General features: G+C 57.3%; 1 protein-coding gene and 1 pseudogene. Both read right to left on the bottom strand.

Annotated features, from left to right (window positions below):
- Positions 1–126: 126 nt before the first annotated feature.
- Positions 127–260: pseudogene (locus LZ199_RS19835) on the bottom strand (IS3-like element ISMxa2 family transposase); the annotation flags it as partial.
- Between the two features lie 79 nt (positions 261–339).
- Positions 340–5,562, bottom strand: a complete 5,223-nt coding sequence (locus tag LZ199_RS19830; RefSeq protein WP_253995288.1) for a phosphorylase family protein — start codon at positions 5,560–5,562, stop codon at positions 340–342.
- Positions 5,563–6,543: the final 981 nt, after the last annotated feature.

Here is a 6,543-nt window from a genome sequence, read left to right as displayed (position 1 = left end):
TTCCTCCTGAGCGCCATCGCTCGGCTCCCTCTCCTCAACCCACTCACGTCCAGGCTCGCGACCACCGCCGAGCACAACTCCCGTCCGCCCTCAACCAGTCCGGCACGGCGTTCACCGGACGGATACGTTGAAGCTCTCGTCGGTGCCGTTCTGCCAGGGCTTGCCCGGAACGATGTGCGCCAGCTCAATGCGAGCCTTCGCAGGATGGCCGAGGCCACGAACTCCGGAGCGTTGTCACTGCGCATGTGCCGGGGTGCCCCTGCGCGATCCCTGCACTTGAGCGAGCAGAACTCAAACACACCAGAGTCGCGCAAGCAGAGGTCCTAACGTGCCTGCGGACTATGCGGACTTAGCTTTCGCACTGCGTCGCGGTAGTCGAGGGCGCGTAATGGGGCGCGGGCCTGACGGGAATCGAGAGTCGATCTCTTCGAGGGTTGCTCTCGCCGAGTAGGCGTTGATGCGAAGCATTTGCTCAAAGAGATGAATCCCCAGATCGCGCAGTGGCCCTCCAAGTCGATGGAGGGTGATAGCGATGTCTACCAACTCCGGCGAGGAGTGTATGCTTTTCGAACGCGAATTCTCAAGATGGCTAATCATGTTGTCGATAATGCCATCTGCAATTCTTCCGACAGGAAGGGCGTATTCGGGGAGTAGATTCTGCAGTTGCTCGATCAGGGGCGTGTTGTCTTGATGTCCTGCTTTTCGTATGTTCGCCGCTATCGAATCGAGAAGACTCGGAGCCTCAGCAGTCTCGCCCAAGTTGGTCACGATTCGAAATATGTCGAGGATGGCACCCCAGAGTTTTCCATCTGCCTGTGGAATCAGTATGACGAGGATGGCGTTCGCCTGGGCTCGGAGCTTGGCGTCTTTCCAGAGTCGAGCGGCACTGAATGCGATGCCGATCTTGCGCTCAGGCGTGCTGTTAGATGCCAATCCTTCATTAAGTAGACTCGTCGCCCAGTCTAAAGTTGGATGCGTGGTTGCGACGAGGAGACTTAGCTCCCCGAGGACTTGTTGTAGCCAGGGATTCTCCCGTGCTCGCCAGGAGTACAGTACCGCTTGCACGTGCTCGAGGGCCCACCAATGCGCATGTCCGAGCAAGTGAATCGCCTCGCGACTCTCTGTAAGCTGCGGGTATTGGTGAAAAAGCTCGCCGAGAAGACGTCCGCGCGCGGTGGTGTCGGTTGGCTTGAGATACGGCAGGTAGTGCAACAATGCCCGCCAGACTTTCGGGTGCTCGCGGCGTGTGAGATGCCTTTCCCAGACTTGAACGACTCGATCAGATTCCCCGCGCACAAGCAGGGCTCGTGTGAGTGCCTCAAGGGTGGGAAAGTTTCCATGCGGGAGTTGATAAATGTGATTCGTGTCCCACAGAATAGGGCGGACGATATGCTCTTCGGTCTTGCTGCGCAGGTCGTGCTCCTCGGCACTGGTTACCTCATTCACATCTAAATCGGAAGCGTCGCTGAGCCAATCTTGGAGGAGCGAAATCACTTCGTCATCAATGGCCAAATTGCGGTTTGCGAGACGCTCTATTGCGCCTGCCGATGAACTGCGAAACTCCTCGCTAGCAAAACCACGGCGAACTGCGTCAAGAAGGGTTGTGACAATCAAGCTAGGGGTTGCAGTTTCTGCCAGGGCGCGGAGAGCCAAGCCTGAAGCGCGCGAGCCAAAAGTGGGCTCAAAATGAGAGATGAGCCGCACCGCGCGTTCTGGTCGCTGCTTGGCAAAGTCCGCAAAGGCATGAGACAACTGGAAGTTGCCACTCCGCCTTGAGTCAATCGGATGGGTGCTCTCTGTCAGATCGGGAATCCTCCGAAAGGCATTGAGAATATTTTCGTCGGAAGCCTTGAGCATTGCTTCAGTGCTCATTGGCGAATCGATTGACTTGAATCCGAACGAAAGTGCCCTGGAACGCTCGCCTTGAAATACCCGGCTTTCTTGCCGGATGAAGTTTTTGATTTCCTGGTCGAGTTTCTCTTGCGGTAGGGTCTTGAGTAACCTTAAGCAATGTATACGCAGACTCCGTGCCCGATATTGCATTCGCTCTGCATCCAGTTTCGGAGTTGGAGGCGGTCGATACGTGCGAATGCGCCGGACGAAGGCGACGAGTTTCTCCTCTGACCAATAAATGCTCGCAGCGCGGATGAGGGCTTGGGTCGTACTAGGTTCGTGGGCGGAACTACCCAAAAAGAATCTCCGGCTGTCCGCCATAAGAAAATCGAAGGCGTCCTGCGCGTACTCCTTGCCATCTCGCGCAAGTGCATGGGCGAGGAGTCTCTGAGCGGGCTCTGCCTCCAAGTTAAGGTTCTTCGCCACAAATGAGCGTAGTAACTCCGGAGTCTCCGCCAATTTCTCTATCGCGATCCTGAAAGCGCGAAGAATGGGGAGAGGTGGCCGTCTGTAGCTGTCGACTTGGTCCTCGCCATCGTCGAAGTGAAAGTTCAACATCCCACTTAAGGGATAGGTTTGCTGCCCTGTCTTCGGCGAGGAGGCGCGTGCGATGGCATCGAGAACGCGTATGAACCACGGCCACATTGCTGACAGAAAATGCCCCGGGCTGGTCTCCGCAAGACTTGAAAGGATGTCCCAGTCTTGCTCTTGTTCGATTAGATCTTTCAGAGGTCTGCTCGGGGAGTTCTCGAACTGCCAAATGAGATCATCGGCAAGCTCTGTATGCGCGGGTTTTGGTGTTTGCGCTCGCCCGATAGCAAGTTTTTCGGCTGTGGCTAGGTCGCAGTCCAATCGCGCGCGAACCATGCGAAGTGCAATCGCTGGCTGATTCACCCCAAGATGGGCAGCGACATGCTCAATGTGGAATAGGGCAAGCGGTGTTCTGTTGATGATTGTGATCGCCAGGTCCGTGACTTCGCTTGGCCATTCGAGAATCTCATCAATAACCGTCCAGCAGTGTGTGTCGAATTTCGGGATTTGGGCCCAGTTTTGTTTGAGCAGTGAAAGGACCCTTGTGGGGGCAAAATCCCAGGCTTGTTTTAGTACACCCGTGACAAGCCACGCGGATTCTTCGCTTTCGGCCATGGTTGTTGCAATAACTGATCCAGTTGTGGCGGCGAACCAACCTGGGCTGCCGGCAATTGCGCTGAATGCCAGAGTGCGTTCTGGGCCTGATTCCAGAATTGGCTTCATGAGGCGACGTTCAATCTCGATAGGGTCTTTCTGCTGGCCCATGAATTCGATTAGCAACATCCTGAGATGCGAACGTAGGCCTTCGGAATGCCAAATCGTGGCCAATTCATTTTCGTAGGTGCTGACTTCTGTATTTCGCAGATAGGTGAGAGCCACCCAGAGCTTAGGTCTGAGGAACAAGGAGGTTTCTCGCCCAGCCACGTAGCCTGATAGTCGCCCTTTGCCCCGTGCAAAGCTGCGCGCGAGGACGTAGTCGTAGAGCGTCTGATGGCTGAAGCCAAGGGCAACGCCGTCAGCGGAAGGCTTCAGGATCTCAAGTCGTTCCAGATCCAAGAGGTCTTTGGCATAGTCGTCATAGCGCGAGCGGGCAAGCCACAAACTTTCTTCCTCTGCCATGGCCTTGGCTATGTCCGTAGCTAACCTAGCAAGTTGTTGCCCATTCGGTGCATGCAGCACGCGGTCCATCCAGAGTCGCTCAAGCATGGCTTGGTAGTTATGGAAGGGTTCAATCGAACTGCTCCTGGCAAGGCGTAGAAATGTAGCTAAGTGCTGTGGCGTGCGGAGCGTTTCCTGAGCATCTGCGGGCCAATCCTCTGGGTTAAGATTGTGCGCGACGAGCACTGGCATGACCTCCGTCCACGGAGGAAGGTCAAGACTAAGAGCGTCCGCCTCAATCGAGCGTAGCCGCACGTCGTGGTTAAACTCGAAGGTGCGGACCGAGACGATAATGTGGACATTGTTGCGCCGCCCACAGCGGCGGAGCAGGTTTAGTAGCACGTTCAGTCGACCAGTCCTAAGATCAACAAAGCCTGCGAGAGCATCGAGTTGGTCGATGACCAATACGGTAGGTCCAAACTCGGAGAACTGTGTTAGCAGTCGCGAAGGCGACTCGTCGAGCATCAGTTGCCGCTGGAGTCCTATTTCGTCGTTGACGTTTGGGTCCAGGGCATCAGCCTTTATCCCCAATACCGGCCAGCCTCGCGCAAGCAACTCCTGGGCTGCGCTTGCCAATAGAGCTGATTTCCCTGCGCCAGGAGGGCCTAGTACCGCCGTCGCGCTGCTTTCGGATTCGTCAATCCTGAGGATGAGTTGACGAAGTTCGGGGCGCTGAATTCGCTGGCCGCCTGGCAGAGTTTGTGGCCAAGCGAGAAGGTCGTGTGAAGCCTGCTGAAGGCTTGCCTTGCTTGATTGCAGTCTGTTGAAGGTTGTTTCCTCTGCGCAGCCTAGGAGTGTGAATCCTCGCGCCTCTAGTGTGTCGCGAAATTGGGAGCCTGCAAGCGTTGCTAGAGAATCGGCCTGTGTGGTTACGAAGACCTGTCCTGCGCTTGCCTCAATCCTGGTGACTTCCATCGTGGCTTCGTCGCTGGCCTCGCATAGCCCATCGCGCAGGGCCTCAATCTGTTCGGGGAGATTGCTCGCGAGCGTGCCGCCGAAATTGAGTACGTATCGGAATCGGCGAGAGACATTGCTCTGTTGTTGCTCAATCCCCATCCTGACTAGAGATTCGGCGGTATAGGCGTCTTGGACAGGCAACCGCGAGGCCTCCGTACTACGGGGCTTGTCGCCGAGAGTATGGGTGGGCTCTTGAAGGAGAGGCGGTGGCTGGAGTGGGCTGGGTGAAAGGGGGCCTTCTTTCAGTAGGCCAATAGAGTAGGCTGCTGCGACGTCGCAGGCGTAGAGGCGCCAGAGTTGTTTCGTTGCGGCGTTGCCCGCAGCATCCGCCAGATCAGAAATTCCCCGAATCATCAATAGCCCGGGGCGCAACTCGGTTTGATGTAACACAATCCCAAGTGCGCCACCTTCCATTTCAACTCCAGCAAGCTTGGGGTACTTCTCCTTGAACTCGGCGATCATGTCAGGTGAGGCGATAACGTCCCCACCAGATGCGAAGAGGCCGGTGTGTCGTCTCGGTGTTCCAGGGGTGGGGCGTGGGACTTGCACGAGATCCTCCCATCCCGTGCGGAAGTTAGCTGCTGCATCGTAAAGGCTGGCATCCAGCGGAGCGCTCTTCCAGCGGACTTGGCGCGGCCGGTTCACCTCGGTTTTGCCAAGCGAATATTCCTGAATTTCGGATGCAACCAGCACATCCCCAAGATGTACCTCGCCAGCGATGCCGCCAGCGATTCCAACCATCAGAATGCGGCGAGGTTTCCAACGCTGTGCTATGGCCGGTCCCTTTGCCGCTGCCTCAATTGGTCCCATTCTGGCAAGAGACGTCACAATCAAACGATAGCGGGCACGATCTTCTCTCCGCGACTCAATGGAGGCTTCGTAATATGTGTGGGCCTCTTCCCCAACACGGTCGAGCTTTCGATATCCCGGAAGCTTCGACAGGACGGCGTCACGTTCCTCCTCAAGTGCCGTGAGAATGACGAAGTCAACTTGGGAGTCAGCGGTTTGGGCAGTTGCGTTCACAAATGGGCCATGAGTTAGAAGAGTTGAGGCCTATACTAATCCCGACTCTCCTCGTCATTGGCGACTGGAAGTGCGCACACGTTGAGCGGGGTTTTGAAGATTTCCAGAAGCCACCTGGTTCATGGCTTAGAACTACTATGGGCTGGGTGTGATTGCACCCATGGCTCCCGAGATTAGGGGGCTAGGGCGTTGACGTTGGACTGGGCTTGAGGGGGGCATGGGGAAAGGAATGCTGCAGGGCCGCAAGTCGGGCAACTGCCCGGGTAGATCGTGTCTCGCCCGGCTCGGCCATGAGTGCGCCAAGGTTCTCGTTGCGTGGCCTCCTCATGTGGCACCAGTCAATCCCACTGGCGGCACCGGGGTGTGTCCACGCCTACTCCTCCACCTGGCCCCCCTGCTCCCAGCGCAATCTTGGCAGTTCCTATCGTGCAGCCTCCAAGTGCCATCGCGTGAGTCCCAGGCTTCTTGTCAGCTCCCTCCCGTGTTCGCGTTGACCCATTGGGGGAATGTGCCCCCAGTGTGCCCCTCTAGCGTGGAGTTGGGTGGCATACTGGGGGACGGCGTGGGATGGGCTAGGATGGCGAGCCCGAGGAAGTTCAATGCGATAGGGGTAACAGCGCGTCCTGCCTAGGTTTTCTGGCGCCCTGCCTGTGAGTTCGATTCCCGCCGCCTCCACTGAGCATCTCCCGGAAAGGACCCAGCTTTCGGGGAGACTGAAGCAGGGCCCCGGGCGCCATCTGGCGTGCCGGGGCTTTCTTTTTCCCTGAAGCCGCCAGGGGCAGCCGGGCGAGCTGGCCGCGCTCGTGCCGCTGCACTTGGAGCTTCGCTACCTCGGCGCTGGGAGCAGCCCGCCCCAACCCACTCGCGGCGTCCGCTCCTTCTTCGCTTCCACCTTCGCTGCTGGCTACGAAGGTGGAAGCGCTGAGTGGATAGACGTATCGGCGCCCTAAGCCTGCCTGGCTTGATGATGCCGGGTATCTA

It is taken from the genome of Myxococcus qinghaiensis, from assembly GCF_024198215.1.
Classification (GTDB): domain Bacteria; phylum Myxococcota; class Myxococcia; order Myxococcales; family Myxococcaceae; genus Myxococcus; species Myxococcus qinghaiensis.
Note: the sequence above shows the minus strand (reverse complement) of the source record. Positions and strands in the feature narration are given on the sequence as shown.